The following is a 25,004-nucleotide window of genomic DNA, read 5'->3' as shown; positions in this document are numbered from 1 at the left end:
ACTGACCTCCTGGTTTCTTTCTTTACTCCCCCACTTGTTATAGACGGACGCTTTCTGAAAAAGTTTCTTTAACTGCCGTCTATGATTTCATAAACAGGCCTTTTTGTCACTGGAAAAAGCCTATCTCCCTCGGGAAATAGGCTTTTTCGAAAAAACGGCAAGCATTTATTTGAGAAGTTTTTCTGCCTCTGCAACTACGTTTTCCACGCTGAATCCATATTCCTTCATAATGCGTTCGCCTGGAGCAGATGCACCGAACTGCTGAATGCCAATCACTTTGCCGCCATCACCGGTATAGCGCTCCCACCCAAGCGGAGAGCCCATTTCGACGGCCATACGCGCTTTGACAGCCGGCGGGATGACCTCGCTTCGATACTCCTGAGGTTGACGCTCAAACAGCTCCCAGCTTGGCATCGAGACGACTCTCGCCTGGATGCCGCGTTCAGCCAGCTCAGCACGTGCCTGCATCACCAGCGATACCTCGGACCCGGAAGCGAGCAACAGCAGGTCCGGTTGACCATTTGGAGCATCCGCCAATACATAAGCGCCTTTGCTCAGCCCGTCTGCCGCTTTCTCCAGTGTTTCTGCGTGGACCGGCAGGTTTTGGCGGGTCAGCACCAGAACAACGGGTTCATCCGTGCGAGATACTGCGTATTTCCACGCCTCGTTGGTCTCGGCTGCATCAGCTGGACGAAGCACGGTCAGATCCGGAATCGCACGCAGCGATGCCAATTGCTCAATCGGTTCGTGGGTAGGACCGTCCTCCCCGACGGCGATGGAGTCGTGGGTGAAGACATAGACAACCGGTTGTTTCATCAAGGCAGAGAGACGAATCGCCGGACGCAGATAGTCGGAGAAGACGAAGAACGTAGCCCCGTATACCTTCAGACCGCCATGAAGCGCCATTCCATTCAGCGCCGCGCCCATCGCAAATTCACGGACGCCAAACCAGATATTGCGCCCTTCGTAAGAGCCTGGCAGGAAATTGCCGGCCTCTTTGATCAGGGTATTGTTGGAAGAAGCCAGGTCGGCCGAGCCTCCAAACAGGAACGGAACCGTTTTGGCCAATGCGTTGATCGCGTTGCCGGATGCAGCGCGAGTGGCAAGCTTTGCTCCTGCTTCATATACAGGCATTTGGCTGTCCCAGCCTGCGGGCAGTTGCGCCTGCGCAGCTGTCTGGAATTGCTGGGCCAAATCCGGGTAAGCTTTCGCGTATTCCGCAAAACGAGCCTGCCACTCGGCTTCCGCCTGTTTTCCGGCTTCTGCCAGGTTGGCGTAGAAGTCCGCAACCTCTGCCGGTACGTGGAATTCTTCCTCGTAGCCCCATTGGTACTGCTCTTTGGTCAGCTTGACTTCGTCTTTGCCAAGCGGTGCGCCGTGCGATTTGCTGGAACCGCCTTTGTTCGGACTTCCGTAACCGATCACGGTTTTCACTTCGATCAGCGTTGGACGATTCACATCCTGTTTGGCCTCTGCGATCGCCGCCTCGATTGCGGCCAAATCATTGCCGTCCTCGACGCGCAGATACTGCCAGCCATACGCCTGATAACGCTGCGCCACATTTTCAGAGAAAGAAAGGGAGAGCTCCCCATCGAGAGAGATATCATTGGAATCGTAGAGTACAATCATCTTGCCCAGCTTGAGATGGGCAGCCAGTGAAGAGGCTTCGCTGGACACGCCTTCCATCAGGTCACCGTCACCGCAGATTGCGTAGGTGTAGTGGTCGACGATTGCAAAATTATCACGGTTGTAAACAGCAGCCAGATGCTTTTCAGCCATCGCCATACCCACAGCCATAGCGATCCCTTGTCCCAAAGGACCAGTCGTCGCATCAACACCCGGAGTATGCCCAAACTCGGGGTGACCGGGCGTTTTGCTTCCCCATTGGCGGAAGTTGTGCAAGTCTTCCAGGGAAACATCGTATTTCATCAGGTGCAACATCGCGTATAATAGCATTGAGCCATGTCCGGCCGACAGGACAAAACGGTCTCTGTCTACCCAACCAGGATTTTTCGGATTTACCTTCATAAAGCGGCTGTACAGAACATGGGCCATCGGGGCAGAACCCATGGGCATTCCCGGGTGACCGGAGTTGGCCTTTTCAATAGCGTCGATAGCCAACGTACGGATGGTGTTGATTGCCAATTGATCAACAGACGTGTGCTGAGTCATCGAGTGGAGCCTCCCTGCGTTATTTTCTTGCCACATTGCAACTCAGCAAATTATACCACAGTTCGAGGAGACTAACATGCCTGGGGCTGAAAAAAGGAGGGGTATGAAATGCATATGGGATATCTGATTATCGGAATTATCTGCGGGCTCGCCGGAATCGGCATGCTGCTTTACGCGATGGTTACCTCGCCAGCTATCCGCAATCGGGACAAGCTGCTGAAGAAAAAAGCTGCCGAGCATCATCGGCCCAACCATGATTCTCACGAGTAATCGGAAGGAGGAACTTGTTTCATGACCAAACAGCGGCATACCATGCCTGTCGCCGTCCATCTGTTCCTTTTGCGCGGCGAGGAAATCCTGCTGCTGCGCCGCTTTCGAACAGGCTATGAGGATGGCAACTACAGCGTGCCAGCCGGTCATCTCGATGGCGGCGAAGAGGTAAAAGCAGCGGCGATCCGCGAAGCGCTTGAAGAGGTTGGCATTGAGATCGACCCTGCCGACCTGCATGTCGTCGGCGTCATGCATCGCCGATCAACCGATGAGCGGATCGATTTTTTTCTCACGGCTCAAAACTGGACAGGTACGATCATCAACGCAGAACCGGATAAATGCGATGAGCTGCGCTGGGTTCATCTCGACGAGCTGCCGGACAACGTGATCCCCTACATCCGTCAGGCGATCTCCAATTTTCGCAATGATCAGTGGTTTGGCAGCTTTGGCTGGACGATCGAGTAGGAGGGGGTGGCTAACCCCCGTCCTCTCACACCACCGTACGTACCGTTCGGTATACGGCGGTTCACCAAGCTTGACGAATGTCAAAATATCGCTGTGTTAAGCTTTTGAGCCCTTGTTGTTGCCAGTAGGCAATGCCGAGGGCTTTGTGTATATGCGGAGTCTTTGTAGTACGCCATGCCCCCTTGCGGGTGTTTGCAATTTCAATTGCTTTTGTGTGAGATATACCAAGAGAACGGAGTTCTCGATATCTGGTTCTCACTCGTTTCCACTGCGTCCACAAGCAAAGACGGAGCCTACGCCTTGTCCATTCCTCAATGGATTGTAAGATTCCCTTTGCGTCTGCAAGGGCAAAATATCCAATCCAACCCATGAGATACTGGTTTAACCTTTCAACCCGTTCCTCAAGCGAGATACTCCACACTGGATTCGTGATCGTGCGGATTTTCTCTTTTAACTTGAGAAGGGATTTTGGGTGGATACGAACCGTTGTCTGTTTTACGAAAGTAAAACTAAAGCCAAGGAATTTACGTTTCCACGGCCGGTCCACCGCACTTTTCTCCTCATTTACTTTTAGCCTAAGCACCTTTTCCAAGTAATCTTTCATGCTCTTCTTAACCCGTTCTCCTGCTCGTCTTGTTTTCACGTAGACGTTGCAATCGTCCGCATAGCGGCAAAAGCGATGTCCCCTCTTTTCTAATTCCTTATCCAGATCATCAAGCAAGATATTTGCTAATAGTGGGCTTAGCGGTCCACCTTGCGGTGTCCCCTCACTTGAGGTAGTACAGATTCCTTTTATCATGACACCTGCGTTTAGATAGGATCGAATCAGCTTTAGAAGGCGCTTGTCTTGGATTTTACGAGCCACGCGGCTCATCAGGATATCATGGTTGACACGATCAAAGAATTTCTCTAGATCGATGTCCACCACGAATCTGTATCCTTCCCTGATATACGCTTGCGCTTTCCTTACTGCCATGTGGGCGCTACGTTTCGGGCGAAATCCGTAACTGGACTCCGAGAAGGTGGGATCGAAGATCGGTGTTAATACTTGGAGGATGGCTTGCTGGATGAAGCGGTCCACCACGGTGGGAATGCCTAATAACCTTACGCCTCCGTCAGGTTTCGGGATTTCGACTCTGCGGACAGGTGAAGGTCGATAGGTTCCTCTTTCCAATTCCTCACGGATAGTTTGCCAGTGTTCGTGTAGATAGTCGCGTAGTTGTTCGGTTGAAACACCATCGACTCCACCAACACCTTTGTTTGCTTCTACTCGTTGAAGTGCCATCCGTAAGTTTTCCCGTGATAAAACTTTCTCCAGCAAGTCCATAACGATATTCCTTCCTTCGCACATGCGGGTTCCGTGTTTGCTGAACGATACTCAGCCCTCTTTTTGTACCCTCGGGGCTTCACCCCTGCTCTTCAAAAGTAGTTCCTTTCTGGAATTCTGCTTCGACGTATCGTAACAAAAGACATGGATCGCGTGCTGACTTGATGTTCAGCCCTTCCCCATTCAAGCGTCCTCTACTCGGGTACTATGGCCTCTGCTGACTTCTGCATGTTCAGCGCCTCCTTACGGAGGCGGTTACCAACAGTTGAAGGCGTTCCATGCAGACCTCCCCAGGTAAGAACGATAACTTTCATCCCATGTACCTGCCCAAGTTTACTGCTGTATCCCTTGGCTGTATGGGGCTTTGTCTTGTTTAGCAGACTCGCCCGAATACAACAGCCTCAAATTGGGTTCGTGTACCTCAGGTCGGGATTTTGCCGCTGGCTTCCTTCAGATTCGACCTCACGGTCGACACCCTTGCCTTGAGCTAACGGTTGGGACAGCCACCCCCCGTTCGGGACTTCCACCCTATAGCTATCGCCCATGCTGGGCGCACTAAAAAAAGAGCGCGGTCTCTCCGCGCTCTTTGACGTTCAAGCAGCTTGACGACGCTGCCGAATCAAGTAGTAGATGACAGCAAACAGCCCCAGTGCAAGCAAGCTGATCCAGCCATAGGTTTGCACATTTTTGGCGATCGTATCCAGGTGATGACCGAATAACCGGCCCGCCATAAAATAGTTCAGCGTCCAGACAAAGCCGGTGGGCAGCGAGTACAGGGCATAACGGCGCAGAGGCATCCGCTGAATGCCGACCAGATAAGGAACGACGTGGCGAACAACCGGAAAAAAATAGCTCAGACATATCGCGCCACTCCCGTATCGGTTCAGCAGATTCTCCGCTTTCTTCAGATACGTTTCTCCTTTCAGCTTTCTGGCAAGCCACTGAAGAATCGGCGCTCCGACCCGATAACCAAGAACGTAACCGAGTGACAGACCGGATACCACTCCCAGATAAACCGCGATAAAAGCTGGAACAGGCAGCAGCCACCCTTTGGCGGTAATCGCTCCGGCTGTCATGACGATCATTTCATCAGGAATAGGCATGCCGACTATCCCCAGCCACAAGGCAAAAAACAAAGCCGGATAACCGTATTGGGCAACCATATTGGTAATCAAATCTGTTTCCACGAATCTCACCTTCTCTTTCGGCAAACATAGACGAACGCGCTCGGAACGTTGAATGGAACAAAATGCACCGCTACTTCGCCAAAGCGTTTCCTCAATTGCTTATTCATCTGCAAGGAATATTGAAACTGTACAAAGACACCATTCGGCTTCAATGCAGCCTCTACCTGGTCCAAAATATCATCGCGCATCTCCTGCGGAAAATTGGCGAAAGGAAGGCCGCTGATGATCGCATCTACCTGGCCCGCGCCGTTTTCCTTCAGTGTGTCGATCAGCCTGCGGGCATCGTGTCCGTAAGACAGATCGGGAAAGCGGCGAATCAGCCGTTGACGCATTTTCTCATCCTGTTCCAGTATCAACGCCGTACAGTCCCTTCGCATGGCAGAGCGGATTGCTTCTGTAAAGACACCTGTTCCTGCACCCAGCTCTACGATCGAAGTAGCTCGTTCCCAGTTTACGGGCTCGATCATCTTTTTTACGAGTTGGCGAGAGCTGGGTATGATGCTGCCAACTGATCTCGGGGAAATGAGAAACCGGGAGGCAAACAACAGCTTGTCTGTGATGGGGATGAGCTTGGGCTCCAGGCACCCTGTTCTTTCAGACGTACTTTTCATCGATCCGGTCACTCCTCTCACACTACCTATCCTACTCCTCATTCCTTAGAAAAAAGAAAATAAAAAACTGAAGATTTTCTTAAGATTTCAGATGAAGAAAAAAAGAGGAGGCGGCTTCTACCGCTCCTCTCTTGAATACTGTTTCTTTACAGCCCCCAAAGCCTCGAACATTTCTTCCTTTTCGATCATGCCCAACTGGTAGAGCTCGCGAATCTCATCTTCGAGCAAGATTAGGTCACCCTCCGGATCTCCCGTATAAATGAAGAGACTATAGCGCTTCAGAAAAGATTGCAGGTCAAACCCTTCACGTCTGTTCAAGGCTACCCCTCCAGATCGGATTCCATTTGTGACAATACGGCATCATAGTCGAATTCGACGGCAAAACCCGTAATCACAATAATCTTTGCTTGCGGATAGTCCCGCTGCCAGCTCTCCTCTTCCTCCGGTTTCAATCCCACAATATAAAGCGAATCACGCGAAAACGATTCACTCTCCTGCAGCAGCCGCAAAAATTGGCGGCACTCCTCTTGCTCATGGGCGGCATTCAGAACAATGACGTATCGGTCCAGTCCATGTATATGCCGTTCCTCCTGAAGCAGTTGCCAGGTTTTTACATTCGGCACCATTGCGCGTACTTCAGGAAAACGATCGAGAACCTCATCCAGCCAGTCATCCTCTTCCCAAGCCAGATAGACCATCATGGCGGTAGACATCCTATCACACACCTCTTAACTCCGCTGTTTCGTTTGACGAATGTATGTCATTCTCCCAGTATACCACGTCTCGCTCCATCCGTAACGCTGGCTTGCTTGACTTCATCCAGACCTTCACGTAAGGTGGAAACATCATCTAATTTTTTTGGCGGAAAGAGGTAAGTGTGTGTGAAAAAGAAGTACCTTCCCCTCTTGTTTTTGATCGCATTTTTAACCATGCTGGGGTTCGGGATCATCATACCGATTCTACCGTTTTTTGCCGAAAAACTCGGCGCAACCTCCTTTCAAATAGGCATTCTGTTCGCAAGCTACAACATCATGCAATTTCTGTTTGCTCCTATCTGGGGATCTGTTTCTGACCGGATTGGGCGAAAACCATTGATCGCCTTTGGCCTGTTTGGTTTTTCCATCACGTTTATCCTGTTCGGTATGGCTGGCAGCTATACCGAAATGCTCGTATACCGGATATTGGGCGGAATTGTTTCCGCGGCTGCACTGCCAACCGTCACAGCCATGGTTGCGGATGTTTTTCCCGCAGACGAACGGGCCAAGGGCATGGGGATTATCGGTGCGGGAATCGGGCTCAGCTTTGTATTTGGTCCCGCGATCGGCGGATACCTGAGTCCGTTTGGATTCGCTGTCCCGTTTTTTGCATCGGGCGGTGTTGCTTTTGTAACCTTTTTGATTATTTTGTTTGCCCTGCCGGAAAGCTTGCCGAAAGAAAAACGGACGGGCGTGGCACGGGAGAAGCAGGGAAATCTCTTGTCCGTCGTCTTCGGTCCACTCTCGCTGATGTACGGAATCATGTTTATCGTCTCCTTTGCCTTTTCCGGGTTGGAAACCACCTTCGCTTTGTACATCAATGACTTGTATGGCTTTACCTCGAAGGATTTGGGCAACATGTTCCTGGTCATGGGCATTATCTCCGCCTTTGTGCAGGGCGGACTGATTGGCAAAATGGTGAAGCGGCTGGGCGAGCCACTGGTCCTCACCCTCGGTCTGGCCCTCTATGCCATCGGGTTCTTCGCGATCCCGCTTTCCGCCCATTTCTGGACACTCGCCTTGACACTTTCACTCTTCGGGGCAGGCCAAGGGATGATCCGAGCGACGGGAACAGCCATGATCACGCAGCGCACCCGTCAAGGGCAAGGGATCACCAGCGGCGCAATCAGCTCTATGGACAGCCTTGGGCGTATCCTCGGTCCGCTTGCAGGCGGCGCTGTCTACCAGTGGTATCTCAGCGGTCCTTTTATCCTCGGCGGCGTTTTGATGGTGATCATGCTGGTGCTGTTCCGCACCCGTTCCCATCAGCTGCCGGAGAGAGCCGAAGGGTAAGCCTGACAACATCATTCTCTCCAAAAAAACAGAGCTATACATCCACTTCGGGAGATAGCTCTGTTTTTTATTTATGGATATAGACAAAGAGTACATACACCATCGCCAGGATGGACTCTTCCTCCTCATCCACCTGATCAGTGATGACTTCAAACTGATAGTGGGAGCGGAACAGATCCGAACGCTTGCCTTTGGCAATCACTTGCTGATCCCGCATCACTTCTGTCCGTGAATCCAGTCGAAAGGATTTAAAATAGTAGGACTGGTCCTTCCAAATCAGCGTAATCCCTTCCTGCAGAGCAACGCTGTTCTTGACCGTAAAATCCGTTTTAATCTCACCGATTACTTGCCCGTCCTGGACAATCTGCCAGGCTTCATTCCAACGCAGCATGCTTTCCTTCTGATCCACAAACCTGATCGCAGTCCCGTCCGCTTTCGTAAACGAGAGATTCAGATAGCCATTTCCCTTGCCGTCTATGACTTGGTTGAATATCTCCTGCCAACGCTTTCTGTAATAGCGAGAATACGTCGCGTAAATCTCGCCGCCGCGATAAAGCAGCTTCCGTCCGGAAGAATGTCGCTCCGCTACAGAAGATTGCCACCGGGGCTCGGGCTGTTTGGGCTGGTAGGTAGAATCTCTTCTGATCTGCCGCTTTTGGAGCAACCAAACCAGAATCGCTCCGATAGGCAGCATGGACAGGATCAGCAGTTGTTCCAGGTCGAATTCACCCTTGATGACAAAACGCAGGGTGATCCCTATGAGTCCAACGACGAATAACGTCAATAAATAGAGCAAACCTGATTCACCTCACCACTACTATTACGGAAGTGCCTATGGCATGGTTACACAAATTTGCTCACCCTTTGGAATCAAATTCCAGATTGGCCGATATCCTGCTGATATGATTTCGTTATCCTTCCTGCATGGCGACCCACTCCAAATAGCAGTCATCACGCTCCTGCTCCACGTTTTCCAATTCCTTCTGCCACTTCATCAGCTCCGTATAATCCTCGCTCCCCTCGAATAAAAGCTGCAGCAGCTGTTCCCGTTTTTCTTCCAATTCGGCGATCTTGCCTTCCAGCGCTGCCAGCTTGAAGGCATTGACCCTTTTCGCAGGTTCCTTGACTTTTGCCTCGGCGGGAGGCTGGACGGAAACTCGGTCCTGAGTCTGGGCCGAAGCCTGAGCTGATGCTTGGGCCGTAGTCTGGGCTGAGGCCTGAGCTTGATCCTTATCTGATGGTTGTGAAGAAGTCGAAACAATAGCCTTGGCAGGTACCTGAGCTGGAGCCTTGGCCGATGACTGTGATGAAGTCTGCGCAAAAGGCTCAGCAGGTTCCCCAGTTGGAGTCTTTTCCGATGACTTTGGTGACGTCTCAGCAGGAGTCTCTGCAGGAACAGATACCCCCTTTGACGCCGTCTTTGATGAGACAACCGATTCGCTACGCCCCTGTTTTCTCTTCTCCACAGCTTCCTGAAACGATCCTTCGTAGTGCACCAGACGCCCTTGCTCCATCCAGTACACGCCGTTCACCATCTTCTGCAAAAAGTAGCGGTCATGAGACACGATGAACAAAGAACCGCGAAAATCCGTTAACGCTTCCTCCAGCGTCTCGCGCGACTCGATATCCAAATGATTGGTCGGCTCGTCGAGAATCAGCAAATTGATCTCCTGATGCATCAGCTGTGCCAGCCGCAGCCTCATCCGCTCCCCGCCGCTCAGTTGTCCGAGGCGCTTGAATACATGCTCACCGTAAAAGAGAAAGCGGGCGAGACGATGACGCGCTTCTGCTTCGGAAATCCCGGCTGTCTCCCGGAAAACATCGATCAGCCTTCGCTGCTGATCCCCCTCCAGGGCTTGCTGCGAGAGATAACCTACCGTGACGCTGGCTCCGATCCGAACCGTACCGCTGTCCGGCGCCACTTCTCCCAGCATCATTTTAATAAAGGTAGACTTCCCGCATCCATTCGGGCCGAGAAGGGCCTTCCTTTCTCCGTAGCGCAGAAGCAAATCCGCTCCGTTTACTAGCTGTTTCTCCCCAAAAGCTTTGTGCAGCTTGGAGGCGATTAGGACATCCTCGCCGCTTCTGTCCGCTTTTTGAAAAGAAAGTCCCATTCGTTCCGCTTCCAGCCGCGGTCGCTCAATCCGCTCAATTCGGGCCAATGCCTTTTCCATGCTTTTGGCCCGGCGATGGAAAGCTTCGTTCGGCGGATTGGAGCGGTTGCCCCACTCTTTGAGCCGCTTGATCGTCTCCTGCATTTTCTTGATCTTCTTCTGCTGCTCTTCGTAAGCCTCAAACTGGCGCAGCAGCCTCTCTTCCCTTTCCGTAGCAAAATAACTGTAATTGCCGTGATAATGCTCGACCTCGCCGCCGTCCACATGGTAGATCGAAGTAACGACGGCATCGAGAAAATGGCGGTCATGCGAAATCAGGAGAATGGTTCCCTCATACTCTCGCAGAAAACCCTCCAGCCACTCCATGGCCTCCACATCCAGATGGTTCGTCGGCTCATCGAGAAGCAGCACGTCGCTTTTCTCGCAGAGAAGCTTTGCCAGGCCGATCTTGGTCTTCTCACCGCCGCTGAGCTGAACAAAGGGGGTGGACAGGAGATGGCCTTCGATACCCAATCCCTCTACCACCTGGGCCATCCGCACTTCCCAGGTGTAGCCGCCCAACTGCTCGAAGGCATCCTGCTTTTGCTGATAGCGATGGATCAGCCGCTCCAGATCGGGGTCTTCTGCCGTGCAGAGGCTCAGTTGTCTCTCCAGCTCCCTGAGCTCCTCCTGCAAACGCAATCCATCCGCGAAGGCACTGGCGATCACGTCTTGTCCCGTCCACGCCTCCGGGTAGATCGGCGTCTGCGGCAAATAGGCCCACACACTCCCTCGCGCCCGGAAAAGCTCTCCCTGGTCCTGCTGCTCCATGCCGGCCAGCAGCTTGAACAATGTGGTTTTACCAGCGCCATTGGGGCCGACAAAGCCAGCCCGCTCTCCTGCTTTTATCTCCAGCGTAACCCCTTCCAGTACAGGGTTCGCGCCATAGCCTTTGTAAATGTTTTGTGCAGATACGATAATCATTTTCTTTTCCTCCTCAGGTTGGATGGTGCGTATTATGCGTACAACGGCAACACGATGTGCCTTTTAGAACTAAAATTTTGAACACAAAAAAACCGCAGGCAACCACCTGCGGCATCGTTTACGCGTATAGGAGAATGAACGAACGCGATTACGCGAGTCGTCCGCTACTGTTTCCTAATTCCGATGCATGGTACGCCTGGTTTGTTCCGCTCGATTGTATGACCAAAAAAGGGCAGACTTCTCCCTTGGAGCAAAAAATCATGGGTCATACTGTTGGTTTCCACAATAAACCAAGCCTGAACAGCTCCAAACACGTACCTTGCACCTCCTTCCTGAGAATGAAAAAATTCCAATTAAAACTATACACGATATAAGCGGGCGAGGCAATAGAGGCTGCGTTCAAAAGTGATCGGCTTATAAAGAAAAGGATATGGAAAAAACATCCAAGTTCCCATTTATTCTAATCGTGATATGGATTAGTATGGAATAGAGTCACAATTTTCCCTGCAGCCCTATCACAAAAGGAAAGGAGCTTTCTATGGTAATGAGGAAAAAAGTAACGTTGCTGGGACTAGCCCTTTTGCTTGCAGGTACTACCTTATTCATTGGCAATCAGATCCGTGCAACAGAAGATCCCGATATGATGGAGAAAGTAATGCACCAGTCTACCCTTCAAACCTTGGGAATTAATGCAGAAGCAAAGTCACTAGAAACCCTTGAAATCTTGACAGATGAGAGGGATAAAAAATGGGTTTATGCTAATTTTACTGAAATTACTCCATTCATGGAGAAATTCGAAAAACAATACTCAGAGGAAATCCAATCCTCTTTTATCGAAGTCCAGGACAAAATCATGCAAAAATACGCCCAGATCGGCGATCAGATCCCGATCATCCTCTTGGACGAAGAGCTAAAGGAAGGCACCTTCTCTTTCACACGAAAAAGCGGCGAAACCTTAACCTTCGAGATTCGACTCGACCCGGCAAAAGGGAAGTGGACGTACCAAGAGAGGGAATAACGCAAAGCAAAAAGCGTCAGAATCGCGAGTCTGGTATCCGACCGCATGTTCCGACGCTTTTTGCCGGAGAGGGGTCTGATTTATCTTACGCCCGTGTTTATTCATATTTCTACGTGAACGGTGATTTGATAAAAACTGACTATGATACGGAGAGAGTAAAATGAAAACTTCTTTGGATCAGTGGCTGAAATAAACTAAGGAGGATTAAGTAATGGCAAAGAAGAGAATAATTTTTTATGGACTCGCCCTACTTGTTGCAGGTACAACCTTATTCATTGGCAATCAAATCAACGCAACGGAAGATCCGGATATGAAGGAAAAAGTAAGACATCAGTCAACTCTTCATACTTTGGGAATTGACGTAGAAACGAAGTCGCTTAAGAATTTGAACACTTTGACAGACATGAATGGAAATCATTGGATATACACAGATTTTACCGAAAGAACTCCTCTTGATGAGAAAATAGGAGAAATCTACTCAGAGGAAATCCAATCCTCTTTTATCGAAGTCCAGGACAAAATCATGCAAAAATACGCCCAGATCGGCGATCAGATCCCGATCATCCTCCTGGACGAAGAGCTAAAGGAAGGCACCTTCTCTTTCACACGAAAAAGCGGCGAAACCTTATCCTTCGAGATTCGACTCGACCCGGCAAAAGGAAAGTGGACGTACCAAGAGAGGGAATAACGCAAAGCAAAAAGCGTCAGAATCGCGAGTCTGGTATCCGACCGCGCGTTCTGACGCTTTTTTGCTGACTACATTCACCCTACCTTACTTCCCCTCTGCTTCTTCAAACAAAGGCTTCTTCGTATCGGCATCGAGCAAAACCACCGTCGTGTACGGAGGCAGCGTGACCCTGGCGGTAACGAACGGATACGAAATCACCTGCGCATACATCCGCCCCTGCTCCGGTTTCGTCAGCTTGACGTACACTTTGAGCTGCTCCCAGCTCCACTCGGTGCCGACAATCTCAATGCCATAGCCGGGATTGGGCGACTGACCGCGGGAGATTACGTACAAATCCCCTTGCTTGTGCAGACCTGCTGTCTTTTTTACCTGTTGGACAAAATCCTTTTCTTCCTGGCTCAGCGACGCAAAATCGACTTGCTTGAATTGGTCATATCCCTCTGGCGCCACGATATCCACCGTCCTTGTTTGGGAATTCCAGATCAATTCGTGCCCGGCCCTCTCCACCACCCATCTCAGCGGGAGATAGATCTCTTTGTTGTGCAGGATGGCTCCTTGGCCTATCTCACTCCACTCGTTGTTCACCGCAACACGGTTGGTGTTCACCTGAAAAGTGAGCGTCTCCCCCGTACGCAGGGTCACTACGACTTCCTTTTTCTCGTTTGTTTGCCATTTGGCGTGAAGCAGGTCAGTCAAGTCTTCTATCGCCAAATAGGTTCGTCCGTTTAAATTGACAGACGGCTGCTTTAGCTGAGTAACATGACCATTTACGGTGATCAACGCACTTCCCGGATTATGTGCCGGCTGGCTCGCTGGCTGACCGCCTGCTGCACTGGCTGGTACCGCCATCATCAGTTGCAGCCCGATCAGTATCGCCATCGCTTTTTTCCCTCTCATGTTGCATTCCTCCATTGCCTACAGCCAGATTTACCTTGTATGACTGCTTTTGACCGCAAAATGTTTCACACAAGCACCTGATGATGGAAGATAATCAGTCAGTGAAAAAACAAATTCCCTACCATAATCACAGCCGGGATCGTCAGCAGAGCGAGCAGCGTGGAGAAAACGGTCGTCATGGCCCCCATCTCTTCATCTCCGGCATAACGGGCAAAGAGAATCGAAGCCATCGTCAGCGTCGGCATCGCCACCTGAATGATGGTGACGCGCGTGATCTCCGCATCCAGATGCAGAACGGAAAGCAGCAGGGCGGCCGTCAGGGGGAAGATAAAGAGCTTGAACGTTACCGGCATCCCGATGACAGGCAAAGAGATGTGCGGCTTTTTTCTCAATAATAATGGCAGCAGCATACCGATGTACATCATCGCCAGCGGAGAGGCCAGCTTGGCCAACGTTCCGACCAGATGCTTCACCGGCTCAGGCGGCATCCAGCCCAGCATGGCGGAGCCAAGTCCAAACACGATCGCTACCATCGGGATATTTACTACTGCCTTCAATCCTTTCAGACTGAAAGACCCTCTCTCCTGCAGCATCATCACGGCCACAGTCCACATCACCACATCGACACCGGCATCAAAAACTGCTGCCAAAAGAGCGCCTTTGGGACCAAACAGGGCCGCACAGAGCGGCAATCCAATAAATCCAGTATTGCCAAGTCCGGACAAAATCGCCATTTCCCGCCGCTTTTTTTCCGGCAAAGGCAGAGTCCTCGCACCCAGCCAGCCCAGCAAAATGCCTAAACAATTCAATAGTACGGAAATAGAAAAAATTGCAATAATTTGCGTCAGCGTCTGGCTGTCTATCGGGGTTTGAAAGACCCCGTCCAGAATAATGCACGGCATCGCTACGTTGACGATAATCGTGATGATGAGCTGACGGGATTCCCCCGTCAGCGGATGCCGATAACCAATAGCGCTCCCGATCGCGATAATTGCACCCATCAGCAAAATCGATTGGAGCAGCAGCGACATTTCCATCTTCCTCGTTCCTCCCCGCTATGCCTCCACGGAAATCCAGCGGAGATCGGCGGGCTCTCCCTTTTCACAGGTACGCAGCAAATCTCCCAATACCGGAATCGCTTTTTCCACCTGCACACACCAAGCTGCCGGAAACGGCACATCAGCGCCCTCGATCGTAAGTGTGCTCATCACCCCATCAGGCTTCTCCTCAGTCAAAACGTAATGACGCTCCTGCGGATCATGCTCTTTCCACTGGACCAGCACTTGTCCCTGATTGCCCCCGGCTACGACCAGATCCACATGATCGCCATAGGCGGCATGGACCAGCGTTCTCGTTGTTCCGTTCAGTTGGGCAACCTCTTTCAATACTTCGTGCCAGGCCATGTGATTTTGGTCGACACCACTCGCATCTGTATACATGCGCCAATCGTTTAACATGAGGCTCTTCTCCTTTGCTTCCTCGGTTATATACCGCAGCCCCCGTACCCGAAGGGCGGGGGCCTGTATGCTACGTCCCTATTTTACGCTTCTTTTTTCATAGACTCAACCAGGACTTCCCTGTCCAAAAACAGCTCCTTCTTTTGCCGATTGCTTTCCAGCATGTTTGCAGCGAAGGAATTCTGACTTCTCGCTTTACACAGTCATGAGCAAACATAAAAAAAGGCATCCTATGAAAAGGGGAGGTTTTCGTTGACAAAAGAGAAAAAGGCTTTTAGTATGAACCCATAAAAACATATCAACTTACTGGGGGATTCATCATGAAGAAATTGATTTTCTCAGCACTTATTTCGACACTACTGCTTGGAGTAGCGGGTTGCGGGAACTCCCCTGCACCGGCCAAACCAGATCAATCTTCGGCACCCAACCAATCGGCAGCCGCTCCGCAAAACCTGCTGGAAAAAGTAAAAGCAGAGGGCAAACTCGTCATCGGAACAGAGGGCACCTACTCCCCTTTTACTTTTCACGATCAATCCGGCAAGCTGACCGGCTATGATGTAGATGTGGTGACAGAAGTAGCCAAACGCCTCGGCGTCGAGCCCGTCTTCCAGGAGACGCAATGGGATGCCATGTTTGCCGGACTGGACGCGAAGCGCTTTGATCTGATTGCCAACGAAGTGGGTGTGCGTCCGGACCGTCAGGAGAAATATGATTTCTCCACGCCGTATTCCATCTCCCGCGCAGTGCTGGTAGCGCATAAAGACAACGAGACGGTAAAGGACTTCCCGGATATCAAAGGGCGGAAAGCAGGCCAATCGATGACCAGCAACTACGCTGACATGGCCCGCGATCTGGGGGCGGATATCGTCGCGGTCGACAACTTTAATAACGCCATGGAGCTGATCGCAACCAAGCGCGTTGAAGTCGTCCTGAACGACAACCTGACTGTCCTTGATTTTCTGAAGCAAAGACCCGATACGCCGATCAAAATCGTCAAAGTGAGAGAGGAAGGTCTCCCTTGCGCGTTCATGTTCCGCAAAGGAAGCGAGGAGCTGATCCAGGAAATCAATAAGGTGCTGGACGGCATGCATCAGGATGGCACCTTGAAACAGATTTCTGAAAAATGGTTTGGCGAGGATATTTCCAAGTAAGAGAGCAAGTGGCAGGATCGCTTTTTCCACCGGGAAACGCGGTCTGCCACTTTTCTTCTTCCTTTACCGGAGTCACGCCTTTCCTTGCCGTCGGGCTCCCGATTTCTTTATTGACAAAACAGGCAAAGACTTTTAGTATGTTCTAAACAAATCACATCGGTTTAGTGGGGGTTTATTTTATGAAAAAACTATTGTTTTCCGCTCTCATCTCGTCTCTGTTGATAGGCGTTGTAGGATGCGGCTCGTCAGGCTCTGGCTCTTCATCCAACACCGCTGCTCCGGCCCCTGCTCCAGCACCGGCCCCGACCGAGCAAAAGACTGAACAAAACTTGCTAGATAAAGTAAAAGCGGAAGGGAAGCTGGTGATTGGCACCGAAGGCACCTATTCACCGTTTACGTATCACGATCAATCAGGCAAACTGACCGGCTATGATGTTGAGGTGATTAGTGAAGTCGCGAAGCGCCTCGGAGTTGAGCCTGTCTTCCAGGAAACACAATGGGATGCCATGTTTGCCGGACTTGATTCCAAACGCTTTGACGTTGTCGCCAACCAGGTCGGCATCAGACCGGACCGTCAGGAAAAATACGATTTTTCCGCTCCGTACACCGTCTCTACCGCTGTACTGGTTACACATAAAGACAATAACACCGTTACAGGCTTTGACAGCATCAAGGGATTAAAGGCAGGACAAACCCTGACCAGCAATCTGACAGATATCGCCAAGCAAAACGGGGCAGATATCGTCGCCGTCGAAGGCTTCAATCAAGCGATCGACCTGCTCGTTTCCAAGCGTGTGGATATCACCATCAATGACGGCCTGTCTCTGCTCGATTTTCTAAAGCAAAAACCGGATACACCGATCAAGATCGTTGCCAAGCACCCGGATGTGGCGAAAAACGGCTTTCTTTTCCGCAAAGGCAGCACAGAACTGGTCGAAGCCGTCAATCAAGCGCTCGACGACATGAGCAAGGACGGAACGCTCCTAAAAATCTCTGAGAAATGGTTTGGTGAAGATGTTTCTAAGTAGCTTTTTCGAGAATCCGGAACGCATTGACCGATGGGTAAGCATTGCGAAAACCTCCTTCTGGCCGCTTTTGAAGGGCGCCCTTACCTTTTCTCTGTCTCTTTCGCTGGTAGCTTTTGTGATTGGACTCGTCATCGCGATTTTTACCGCGTTGGCCCGTATTTCCGGGAATAACGTGCTGAGCGGCATTGCCCGCATCTATGTTTCGATTATTCGCGGTACGCCCCTGCTGGTTCAGTTGTTCATTATCTTTTTCGGACTGCCCAGCATCGGGATTACGATCGATCCGTTTCCGTCGGCCGTGATCGGTTTCTCTCTAAACGTAGGCGCTTATGCGTCCGAGGTGGTACGTGCCGCTATCCTGTCCATCCCCAAAGGGCAGTGGGAAGCTGGCTACTCCATCGGCATGACCTACCGGCAGGCATTGATCCGCATCATCCTGCCACAGGCTGCGCGCGTCTCGGTGCCGCCTTTGTCCAATTCGTACATCGGTCTGGTCAAAGACACCTCGCTTGCCGCTGCCATTCTGGTGCCGGAGATGTTCCGAAAAGCGCAGGAGATTGCCGCAGCCACCTATGAGCCGCTGCTTGTTTACTCGGAAGCGGCATTGATCTACTGGGTGATTTGTTTCGTACTCTCGGTGATCCAGGATCGCATCGAGAACCGGCTTGATCGTTACGTCGCCTAAAGGGGAGCATCTACATGATTACCATCACCAATCTACACAAACAATTTCACGCACTGGACGTTCTGAAAGGCATCTCACTGACCGTAGAAAAGGGCAAGGTCGTCGTGATCATCGGTCCATCCGGTTCTGGCAAAACGACTTTGCTCCGCTGCCTGAACGCACTGGAAATCCCTTCTGCAGGGAGTGTGCAAATCGGTTCTGTCCAGCTTGATTTTTCCAAAAAGGCAGCCAAGCAGGATATCCTGCGTCTACGCAAACAGACCGGAATGGTCTTTCAAAGCTATAATCTCTTCCCGCACATGACCGCTCGACAAAACGTGATGGAAGGGCCTATTACGGTGAAAGGCGAAAAGCCGGAGAAAGCCAAAGCAAAAGCAGACAAGCTGCTGACCAAGGTCGGCCTGGCGGACAAGCTTGACCATTATCCGGCCCAGCTCTCCGGTGGGCAGCAGCAGCGTGTCGGAATCGCACGTGCGCTTGCCATGGACCCGCAGGTCATGCTTTTTGATGAGCCGACTTCGGCACTGGACCCTGAGTTGGTCGGTGAAGTGCTGAAAGTTATGAAAGAGCTTGCTCTGGAGGGGATGACCATGGTCGTTGTCACGCATGAAATGGCTTTTGCCCGCGAAGTGGCTGACGAGATCATCTTTATGGATCAAGGAGTCATCGTGGAGCGTGGCACGCCGGAGCAGCTTTTCGCTAAGCCGAAAGAAGAGCGGACGCGCCAATTCCTGCAGCATTTGAAATGACCGGCGCTAAAATTGCTCTGCCTCTCCTGGCAAAACCACATACAAAAAGAAAGAAGACACTGCAGCTTCGTCTTCGTATGCGCAGTGTCTTCTTTTCCTTTCTTTTTCTCCTATCCTAAGAACAGCTTAGTCACAGAAGGCGAAAATCAAAAAGATGATCAGGATAATCCAGATAAAGTTACCTTCGAAAAAACTCATACCTATTCCCTCCTCTGCTATTCGGGAAGCGGACTCTATGTGTTCGCCGCTCCCTTTCACAGAATATGAGAGAATCCCCTCCCTTGTATGGATGCCTGTCTACGAGAGGATAAAAACAGCAGAAAAAGGGCTGGGGCTAATACCATTAAGCAAATTTTACAAAGCCTTTATGGTTTCTCTACCTGAACTTAACAAGGAAAATCTATGATAAGACTTGTCAGACCCTACGATGGACATATCGTCCTCCATTGCCGCCCGTTGGCCCCCTTCTAACGGGCGGTCTTTTTTTCCACACACAGCGGTACTTCCCTTGGAAGTGCCGTTTTTTCTTTTGTGGGGAATCCCTCTCCTGTAACATGATAGGATAGATGCAGATGGTTCGTCCCCCCCAAAAAATATTGGCTGGAAAGCGAGTGGATGGCTTTGGAACAAAAAAGACCCGATCTCATCAGACCTGGTAAGTTCACAGTTGAGGCGGCAGCAGATCGACGCCGAAATGAATTTGATTTTCACAACGAGTCTCTGCTCTTTCACCAAAGGCCAATCGATTTTCTTTTTTTCGGAGACTCGATTACTCACTGGTGGGACACAGCTACCTACTTCGGCAGCTTGGGACAAGTGATTGTCAACCGCGGCATTGGCGGCGATACCACCGCGTTTGCCCTGCGCCGCTTTGCTGCCGACGTGCTGCAGCTCCGTCCCGCCTTCGTCATCATTTTGCTCGGCATCAACAATACATGGGCGCTGGATGAATGGCTGCCGCAGGACAGAAAGACACCAGAACAGCTGCACCAAGAGATTTTGACCGAGTTGAAAGAAATGCTGACGCAATCCAAAGCACATGGAATTACTCCCATTCTCTGCTCCCTGTTGCCAACTCGTATGGACCGATATGCCCGGAATGAAATCCGAAATGAATTGGTTGTCCGTATCAATGAATCGCTGCAAGCGTGCGCTCGTGCCCTGGATGTCATCTATGTCGATTACCACCGGCATCTGACAGATCCTGATGGACTGACCCTGCGAAAAGATTTGGCCGATGACGGTCTGCATCCCCACGTGCTGGGTTACAACCTGATGGCGTCCGTTTTGCGGGAAACTCTGAACAGTCACGGTATCCGTATTGGGTAATGCTACTCCATCATCTGTACAAGCTTGCGTGACACGAGCAGCAGCACTAAACCAAGCACAATCGCCAGCACGCCAATCAGACTAAAGACTTCAAAATACCCGAGTGATTGCGTGTAGGCTGCCAGTTGGCCGGCCAGTACATTGGCCACTCCGGTGCTGGCCAGCCAGATTCCCATCAAGAGCGATGCCAGTTTGGCCGGCGCAATCGAGCTCACCATCGAAAGGCCGACAGGGGAAAGAAACAGCTCCCCAAGCGTGTGCATGAAATAGGTCAGGATGATGATGATCATGGGCGACTTGACGGCGATGTGCGTTTCGTCGCTCCCCGTTTGCCAGACAGCCAAAAGTAAAATCATATAGCCGAGCCCAAGCATGACCATGCCCAACCCCATTTTTGTCGGGATTTTTATGTCGCCCTTATCCCGTCCGGCCAATTTGACCCAGAGTATGGAGACGAGGGGGGCCAGCAAAACGATAAAAAACGGGTTGAGTGACTGAAACCAGGAGGTCGGCACTTCCCAACCATCAATCGTTCGATCGACAAATAAATCTGTATAGAGCGTCAGAGAACTCCCGGCCTGCTCAAATCCAGCCCAGAAAAAGACGACAAAGCAAGCCAGAATCACAATGACGGCTGTCCTTTGCTTTTCCTTTTGGGTCAATGGCCGATTGGCTGTCTCCTGCAATTCAGGCACTTCACTCTTGCCGATCGGCTTTTTCCCGATCTCTCCCAAATAGCGGTCCCCCAACAGATTGAAGGCAATCTGTCCCACCACCATTCCGACAGCAGCAGCCAAAAAGCCGTATTTGAATCCGTAGATCACCACATCATTAAACACTGTCTTAAAATATTCTTCAGCTAAAAAGCCGCAAACCAGCGGAGCGATAAATCCGCCGATGTTGATTCCCATGTAAAAGATCGTAAAGGCTGCATCTCGGCGTTTGTCATTTTCCGGATAGAGCTCGCCGACCAGTGTTGAAATATTGGGCTTGAAAAAACCGTTCCCGATGATCAGCAAAGCGAGTCCCAGACAGAGGCCCACCGAACTTGGTATGGCAAAGAGAAGAAAGTTGCCCACTGCCATTGTAATCCCGCCGATCGTAATCGCAGTGCGTCTGCCCAGGAAGCGGTCAGTCAGATAGCCGCCCAGGACAGGCGTAAAGTAGACAGCTCCCGTAAAAAAACCGTAAATACTCATCGCCACGCTCTTGTCAATGCCCAGCCCGCCGCTGACCAGCTCTGTTGTCAGGTATAATGTCAAGAGCGCCCGCATGCCGTAATAGCTGAAACGCTCCCAAAGCTCCGTAAAAAATAGCAGATACAAACCTGGGGGATGCTTCGTTTTTCCTCCCTGTGATTGTATGGCCGTATTCATGCAGATCCCTCCCCGATGCTATCCACTCTCTTATCTTCACAGTCTTTTGGCAATTTTTCGTAGAATGCTTTTCTCACTCTTGATATACTGTTTGTAAAAAAGTGGAGGATTATACGAGTTGGAGAAACCTATACTGAAAACGGCCCTTTACAGTTTTTTGATCGGCTTTGCGCTCTGTATCATTTTTCTTCCGATCGGAGTGGATCATATCCCCTGGTTTTTCGATCTCGATACGAGACTTGGCTATACCGATTACTTTTACTTGATCGCCCGCTACGCGTTAATGTTTTCGATGGCGTGTACCCTTGCCGTCACACTCCTGCTCTTTCATCAGAAGCGCAGTCATTCCAATCCATTGGTCAAGTTTGTCGTGGAATGGATCATCGAACCGCTGTACTCCCTGTTTATTGGTTTTGCCTCTGTCACCTTGATCGGTTTTGTCATCAGCTTTCTGTTCTCAGCTTTTCTGTTGGTGCGCAATTGGTTGTTGTGATTTCATGATCCACCGATATCCCTTCGTGAATCTCACTTGATGTTGAAAGAACCCGCATTTACTGTTTTTTAACAAAAAAAGAACTGCCCTCCTGAACCCGCCGCTCATTTGTTAGACACCGCTAACAACGGGAGGTGCAGTTCATTCCAGGCAGTTCTTTTTCTTATCTCACACCGGGTCATGTTCGTGCTCTGACCGCAGAATGTATTGTTGCAATTCTTCATAAAAGGTCGGGTTGCAAGCCATTACGCTGCTTTTTTGATCAAAAGGCAGTGGTTTTCCGTCCATCGAGGTTACCCGGCCGCCTGCTTCCTCCACCAGAATGCGTCCCGCTCCAAAGTCCCACGCATTGAGGGAGAGACTGACATAGCCATCCAGGCGTCCTGCGGCCACATAGGACATCTCCAACGCGGCACTTCCCAAAAGACGCATGCCCCGCACCTTTCCGGCCAGTTTTTTGACAATCTGGTCGATCCCCATTTGCTCAGCCTGCTTGTTCCAAAACACACTGGTGCAAAGCAAGGCTTCCTCCAAGGTCACGGTCTTTTCCAGACGCAATCGCTGTCCATTTAAAAAAGCGCCTTGCCCTTTCACTGCATGAAACATCTCGTCCCGGGACGGATCATAGACGACCCCGATCAATCCTTCCCCTTTGTGGTAGACGGCGATGGAAACCGCGAAGTTGATATGCTGATGAACAAAATTGGTCGTTCCGTCGATTGGGTCAATCACCCAAAGCGTTTCGTACTGGCGGGGGTCACCTTTAAATGTACTTTCTTCACCCAAAATGCCATGCTCTGGAAACTGGCGCAATATCGCATCGATCACGTGCTTCTCTACCTCTTGGTCTACGGCTGTAACAAGATCGGAAGCGGAGGTTTTATATTCCACCGTAAACGGCTGCTTCATTCGTTTGAGACTGAGTTCGCCCGCGCTCCGGGCGCAGTCCAGAGCCAGTTCCTTGAGTGTCTCCAAAGTTGTTGCCTGCACATGTATCGCCACCCACATCTTGACTTTGCCTTTAGTGTACCATACTTTCCCTGTTGGTACACCCTACGCTTGCACGCGTAAAGTGTGCTCTGATAAGCCTGGGACATCTGCTTGCTCCCTTTTGTTTCTTCCCATTCTCGTAAAGACGTCCGAAATGCAACTACGTCTGTTTTTCGTCTCTATCTTTTCTCGACTGCTTTTAAGTCCGCGCAACGTGGCCGTAGTGAGAAGAATCATATTTCCCTGCTTGGCTCCGTATTCCGCCCTGCGGGGAGGACTCACTGTCCGCTCCTCAGCGGCTGGCGGGGGTCCGCAAAAGCCGCATCGCTCCGAGGTCATCCCAAGGTTGCGGCCCTGTTTCCCGCCATCCGCTGCTCCGCTGAGCTGGGCTCCACAGTCGCACCGCAGGGAAACATGATTCTTCTCCGATCTTCCTGCTCCTACCCGCTTTTTAAAATATGAAAAGCAAAATCGTTTAGGAAGAAAAAGAAGATTACTTTTCATAAGGCTCTGTTAAAGGTAAATGTTGATAATTACAGTTTGCGACTGGCAAAATTCAATGTGTAGTTCTTTTTCCCGTTTTCAGGCTTATTCGTTATCATTGAAGGGATGGTGTATATTTTTATGGAGCTGAGAGATTTAATCAATTTTCTAAATAAATTAGAGAAAAGTAAAATATTTTATAAGCTCAATAAAGTGAGGGATGAAGCAATTATGGTTGAAATTGCAGTTCCAGGACAACGTTGGGAAGTTGAATTTATGGATGACGGAACAGTAGAGATAGAAAAATTTTTGACACTCCCCATGCCTAAAGGCAGGGGATTCTTGGGTAGTCACTCCTATCGGAGTGAAATTCACCAAGCTATCCCTGTGTGTCCCACAGTTCAGTTGGCTATGCCAACAGTCGAAGTCCTTCTTGCTCAATATTGATGGCTGCGTTTTCGTCACGATCATGCTTCATACCACATTTCGGGCAAGTCCATTCTCGAAGGTTGAGGTTTTTCACGTCTTTGTTTCGGTATCCGCAATTTGGAGTGGAGCAGAGTTGGCTGGAAGGGAATTGCTTCCCGACAATGGAGATCGTTCTACCATACCATTCCGCCTTATACTCCAGCATCGTGCGAAATATAGACCATGAAGCATCCGCAATGGATTTTGCCAGCTTGTGATTTTTGACCATATTTTCCACTTGCAAGTCTTCCAAACAGATCACTTGGTTTTCGTTAATCAGCTTGGTTGACAGCTTATGTAGGAAGTCATTGCGGGTATTTGCAATCTTTTCATGCAAACGAGCTACTTTGATGCGTGCTTTGTTACGGTTTTTACCGCCTTTTTGCCTACGTGATTGAATTCTTTGCCACTTCGCCAGTTGTTTTTCATACGTACGATAGTACTTGGGATTTGCTACCTTCTCACCAGTAGACAGAGTGGCGAAATCCTTGATACCAAGATCAACTCCTACAATCTGTTCTATTTGCGGATGTGGTTGAATATCAGTCTCGCACAATACCGACACAAAATATTTTCCCGAAGGATTTCGTCTGATCGTAGCCGATAGGATACGTCCCTCGACTTCTCTTGATTTTGCATACTCAACCCATCCAAGTTTAGGAAGTTTGATGCGATTTCCTTCTATTTTGATATTCATTTTGCATGTGTAGGATTGTTTCGGGTTCTTCTTGCTTTTGAATTTGGGAAAGCCTTTTTTCTCTTTGAAAAACTTTTTGTAAGAAGAATCCAAATCTTTCAATGTGGATTGCAAGGCAGTCGAATCCACTTCCTTCAGCCATTCGATCTCTTTTTTTAGTTGTGTAAGCATGGCAGAGCATTCGTGGTAGTTGAGCGTTTTCTTTTCCTGTTCGTAAACATTTTTCCGTTTTGCAAGGAAGTGATTGAATACAAAGCGAGTACAGCCGATTGTTTTATTGATGAGCATCACTTGTTCTTTGTTTGGATATAGACGAAATTTGTACGCTCTGTGCATAT

26 protein-coding genes are annotated in these 25,004 nt (G+C 50.3%); 12 read left to right on the top strand and 14 right to left on the bottom strand.

Annotated elements, in window-relative coordinates; all coding sequences use genetic code 11:
* Positions 1-165 precede the first annotated feature (165 nt).
* On the bottom strand, positions 166-2,172 hold the full coding sequence (tkt, locus tag NDK47_RS07320; protein WP_251874196.1) for a transketolase: 2,007 nt from the start codon (positions 2,170-2,172) through the stop codon (positions 166-168).
* A gap of 108 nt (positions 2,173-2,280) precedes the next feature.
* Between tkt and NDK47_RS07315 the strand changes: the two genes are divergently transcribed.
* Positions 2,281-2,442, top strand: a complete 162-nt coding sequence (locus NDK47_RS07315) for a hypothetical protein (protein ID WP_251874195.1) — start codon at positions 2,281-2,283, stop codon at positions 2,440-2,442.
* A gap of 21 nt (positions 2,443-2,463) precedes the next feature.
* Positions 2,464-2,907 carry an NUDIX hydrolase gene (locus tag NDK47_RS07310; RefSeq protein WP_251874194.1) on the top strand — a complete coding sequence of 148 codons (444 nt, stop codon included), beginning with the start codon at positions 2,464-2,466 and terminating at the stop codon, positions 2,905-2,907.
* Positions 2,908-2,968: 61 nt separating this feature from the next.
* On the opposite strand, the gene ltrA is transcribed toward NDK47_RS07310, so the two are convergent.
* From ltrA to NDK47_RS07285, 5 genes are all read right to left on the bottom strand, one after another.
* A complete protein-coding gene (ltrA, locus tag NDK47_RS07305; RefSeq protein ID WP_251871428.1) occupies positions 2,969-4,234 on the bottom strand; it encodes a group II intron reverse transcriptase/maturase in 1,266 nt (421 codons plus the stop codon).
* Positions 4,235-4,827: 593 nt separating this feature from the next.
* A complete protein-coding gene (locus tag NDK47_RS07300; RefSeq protein ID WP_251874193.1) occupies positions 4,828-5,421 on the bottom strand; it encodes a DedA family protein in 594 nt (197 codons plus the stop codon).
* A 5-nt stretch (positions 5,422-5,426) separates the two neighbouring features.
* Entirely contained in the window at positions 5,427-6,032 is a 606-nt protein-coding gene (locus tag NDK47_RS07295; protein ID WP_251874192.1) for a class I SAM-dependent methyltransferase, read from the bottom strand.
* Between the two features lie 117 nt (positions 6,033-6,149).
* The gene (locus tag NDK47_RS07290; protein WP_251874191.1) at positions 6,150-6,350 is read right to left on the bottom strand and encodes a YqgQ family protein; all 201 of its coding nucleotides are present in this window, start codon (positions 6,348-6,350) and stop codon (positions 6,150-6,152) included.
* Positions 6,351-6,352: 2 nt separating this feature from the next.
* Positions 6,353-6,745, bottom strand: a complete 393-nt coding sequence (locus NDK47_RS07285; RefSeq protein WP_251874190.1) for a hypothetical protein — start codon at positions 6,743-6,745, stop codon at positions 6,353-6,355.
* A 168-nt stretch (positions 6,746-6,913) separates the two neighbouring features.
* Between NDK47_RS07285 and NDK47_RS07280 the strand changes: the two genes are divergently transcribed.
* Positions 6,914-8,080, top strand: a complete 1,167-nt coding sequence (locus tag NDK47_RS07280; RefSeq protein WP_251874189.1) for an MFS transporter — start codon at positions 6,914-6,916, stop codon at positions 8,078-8,080.
* A gap of 67 nt (positions 8,081-8,147) precedes the next feature.
* On the opposite strand, the gene NDK47_RS07275 is transcribed toward NDK47_RS07280, so the two are convergent.
* Together NDK47_RS07275 and abc-f are read right to left on the bottom strand one after the other, a co-directional pair.
* Complete coding sequence (locus tag NDK47_RS07275) at positions 8,148-8,876, bottom strand: tubby C-terminal domain-like protein (RefSeq protein WP_251874188.1); 729 nt, start codon at positions 8,874-8,876, stop codon at positions 8,148-8,150.
* Positions 8,877-8,991: 115 nt separating this feature from the next.
* On the bottom strand, positions 8,992-11,157 hold the full coding sequence (gene abc-f / locus NDK47_RS07270; RefSeq protein ID WP_251874187.1) for a ribosomal protection-like ABC-F family protein: 2,166 nt from the start codon (positions 11,155-11,157) through the stop codon (positions 8,992-8,994).
* Positions 11,158-11,701: 544 nt separating this feature from the next.
* On the opposite strand from abc-f, the gene NDK47_RS07265 reads away from it, so the two are divergent.
* On the top strand, positions 11,702-12,175 hold the full coding sequence (locus NDK47_RS07265; protein ID WP_251874186.1) for a hypothetical protein: 474 nt from the start codon (positions 11,702-11,704) through the stop codon (positions 12,173-12,175).
* Between the two features lie 211 nt (positions 12,176-12,386).
* Positions 12,387-12,863 carry a hypothetical protein gene (locus NDK47_RS07260; protein ID WP_251874185.1) on the top strand — a complete coding sequence of 159 codons (477 nt, stop codon included), beginning with the start codon at positions 12,387-12,389 and terminating at the stop codon, positions 12,861-12,863.
* Between the two features lie 84 nt (positions 12,864-12,947).
* Here the strand turns inward: NDK47_RS07260 and NDK47_RS07255 are convergent, their stop codons facing one another.
* The 3 genes from NDK47_RS07255 to NDK47_RS07245 all read right to left on the bottom strand — a co-directional run bounded on the left by NDK47_RS07255 (position 12,948) and on the right by NDK47_RS07245 (position 15,217).
* The gene (locus NDK47_RS07255; protein WP_251874184.1) at positions 12,948-13,760 is read right to left on the bottom strand and encodes a stalk domain-containing protein; all 813 of its coding nucleotides are present in this window, start codon (positions 13,758-13,760) and stop codon (positions 12,948-12,950) included.
* 98 nt (positions 13,761-13,858) lie between these two features.
* Complete coding sequence (locus NDK47_RS07250) at positions 13,859-14,797, bottom strand: AEC family transporter (RefSeq protein WP_251874183.1); 939 nt, start codon at positions 14,795-14,797, stop codon at positions 13,859-13,861.
* 18 nt (positions 14,798-14,815) lie between these two features.
* The gene (locus tag NDK47_RS07245) at positions 14,816-15,217 is read right to left on the bottom strand and encodes a hypothetical protein (RefSeq protein WP_251874182.1); all 402 of its coding nucleotides are present in this window, start codon (positions 15,215-15,217) and stop codon (positions 14,816-14,818) included.
* A 320-nt stretch (positions 15,218-15,537) separates the two neighbouring features.
* Here NDK47_RS07245 and NDK47_RS07240 point away from each other — a divergent pair, with 320 nt between their 5' ends.
* The 5 genes from NDK47_RS07240 to NDK47_RS07220 all read left to right on the top strand — a co-directional run bounded on the left by NDK47_RS07240 (position 15,538) and on the right by NDK47_RS07220 (position 20,159).
* Positions 15,538-16,368 (top strand): amino acid ABC transporter substrate-binding protein, encoded by an 831-nt coding sequence (locus tag NDK47_RS07240; RefSeq protein WP_251874181.1) that lies wholly within the window; start codon positions 15,538-15,540, stop codon positions 16,366-16,368.
* Between the two features lie 179 nt (positions 16,369-16,547).
* Complete coding sequence (locus NDK47_RS07235; protein WP_251874180.1) at positions 16,548-17,396, top strand: amino acid ABC transporter substrate-binding protein; 849 nt, start codon at positions 16,548-16,550, stop codon at positions 17,394-17,396.
* Positions 17,383-18,081 carry an amino acid ABC transporter permease gene (locus NDK47_RS07230; protein ID WP_251874179.1) on the top strand — a complete coding sequence of 233 codons (699 nt, stop codon included), beginning with the start codon at positions 17,383-17,385 and terminating at the stop codon, positions 18,079-18,081. The genes NDK47_RS07235 and NDK47_RS07230 overlap by 14 nt, the downstream gene beginning before the upstream one ends.
* 14 nt (positions 18,082-18,095) lie before the next feature.
* Positions 18,096-18,830: an amino acid ABC transporter ATP-binding protein gene (locus NDK47_RS07225; RefSeq protein WP_251874178.1), complete on the top strand. Its 735-nt coding sequence runs from the start codon at positions 18,096-18,098 to the stop codon at positions 18,828-18,830.
* 615 nt (positions 18,831-19,445) lie between these two features.
* A complete protein-coding gene (locus NDK47_RS07220; protein WP_251874177.1) occupies positions 19,446-20,159 on the top strand; it encodes a GDSL-type esterase/lipase family protein in 714 nt (237 codons plus the stop codon).
* Positions 20,160-20,161: 2 nt separating this feature from the next.
* Here NDK47_RS07220 and NDK47_RS07215 read toward each other — a convergent pair whose 3' ends face one another.
* The gene (locus NDK47_RS07215; protein ID WP_251874176.1) at positions 20,162-21,535 is read right to left on the bottom strand and encodes a peptide MFS transporter; all 1,374 of its coding nucleotides are present in this window, start codon (positions 21,533-21,535) and stop codon (positions 20,162-20,164) included.
* Between the two features lie 118 nt (positions 21,536-21,653).
* Between NDK47_RS07215 and NDK47_RS07210 the strand changes: the two genes are divergently transcribed.
* Complete coding sequence (locus NDK47_RS07210) at positions 21,654-22,028, top strand: hypothetical protein (protein WP_251874175.1); 375 nt, start codon at positions 21,654-21,656, stop codon at positions 22,026-22,028.
* A gap of 168 nt (positions 22,029-22,196) precedes the next feature.
* Here the strand turns inward: NDK47_RS07210 and NDK47_RS07205 are convergent, their stop codons facing one another.
* The gene (locus tag NDK47_RS07205) at positions 22,197-23,018 is read right to left on the bottom strand and encodes an inositol monophosphatase family protein (RefSeq protein WP_251874174.1); all 822 of its coding nucleotides are present in this window, start codon (positions 23,016-23,018) and stop codon (positions 22,197-22,199) included.
* A gap of 624 nt (positions 23,019-23,642) precedes the next feature.
* Between NDK47_RS07205 and NDK47_RS07200 the strand changes: the two genes are divergently transcribed.
* Entirely contained in the window at positions 23,643-23,948 is a 306-nt protein-coding gene (locus tag NDK47_RS07200; protein ID WP_251874173.1) for a hypothetical protein, read from the top strand.
* Here NDK47_RS07200 and tnpB read toward each other — a convergent pair.
* Positions 23,911-25,002 (bottom strand): IS200/IS605 family element RNA-guided endonuclease TnpB, encoded by a 1,092-nt coding sequence (gene tnpB / locus NDK47_RS07195; protein WP_251874172.1) that lies wholly within the window; start codon positions 25,000-25,002, stop codon positions 23,911-23,913. The two genes, NDK47_RS07200 and tnpB, sit on opposite strands and share 38 nt — an antisense overlap.
* Positions 25,003-25,004: the final 2 nt, after the last annotated feature.

Origin of the sequence: Brevibacillus ruminantium (genome assembly GCF_023746555.1) — a bacterium.
GTDB lineage: Bacteria > Bacillota > Bacilli > Brevibacillales > Brevibacillaceae > Brevibacillus > Brevibacillus ruminantium.
The sequence above is the reverse complement of the archived record's forward strand: the minus strand, read 5'-3'. Positions and strand labels throughout refer to the sequence as shown.